The following is a 742-nucleotide window of genomic DNA, read 5'->3' on the forward strand; positions in this document are numbered from 1 at the left end:
GAGTCGGGGCGGCGAGAGCCGGGGCGGCCGGCGTGAGGGGTTTTCCGCGCCGATGAGCCCCCGTCGCTCCCGCCGCAGGGAGTCCTCCCGCCCCTTCGGTTTCCCGACGGGCCTGGACAAGGTGGAGGAATGGCCCGACGGTCCCTGGAAAGTGCGCATGCTGACCGGCTCGTCCTCCACGAAGAACTACCGCTGCCCGGGTTGCGACCAGGAGATCCGCAGCGGCACCCCGCACATCGTGGCCTGGCCGGCCTGGCCGGGCGGCGACGAGGAGCGCCGCCACTGGCACCAGGCCTGCTGGCGTAAGAGACTCGACCGCGGCCCAGGCCGCAGTCGTTACTGAGAGGACCCGTGACTCCTCCACCCTCCGAAGGAGGCGGCTTCTCGCTAAGCCGCTTCCGCAGCCTGGCGAAGGGCAAGCCCTGCCCTGAGAATGTTCTTGGCCGCGTTGACGTCGGCGTGCGCGGTATGACCGCACGCCGTACAGGCGAACCCGGCCTGGGTGACGCGGTTCTCCCGTGCGCTGTGCCCGCATCGGGCGCAGGTGCGGGAGGTGCCGGCGGGGTTCACCGCGATCAGCTTGCGACCGGCGCTTTCAGCCTTGTGCGCGAGGACCGTCAGGAACACCCCCCAGCCCGCGTCCAGGATGCTCCGGTTGAGGCCGGACTTGGCAGCGACGTTGCGGCCGGGAGCTTCGATCGTGCCGGACGCCGAGCGGGTCATGTTCGCGATCCGCAGGTCC

The 742-nt window shown here is 70.9% G+C and carries 2 protein-coding genes; one reads left to right on the plus strand and one right to left on the minus strand.

Annotation, left to right across the window (positions count from 1 at the left end):
• The coding region (locus E1295_RS48280; protein ID WP_342775982.1) for a hypothetical protein at window positions 1-343 on the plus strand (343 nt) is incomplete at its 5' end.
• Window positions 344-387: 44 nt separating this feature from the next.
• On the opposite strand, the gene E1295_RS48285 is transcribed toward E1295_RS48280, so the two are convergent.
• Window positions 388-742: RNA-guided endonuclease InsQ/TnpB family protein (locus E1295_RS48285; protein WP_132642127.1), on the minus strand; the 355-nt coding region annotated here is incomplete at its 5' end.

Origin of the sequence: Nonomuraea mesophila (assembly GCF_004352805.1) — a bacterium.
Lineage (GTDB): Bacteria > Actinomycetota > Actinomycetes > Streptosporangiales > Streptosporangiaceae > Nonomuraea > Nonomuraea longispora.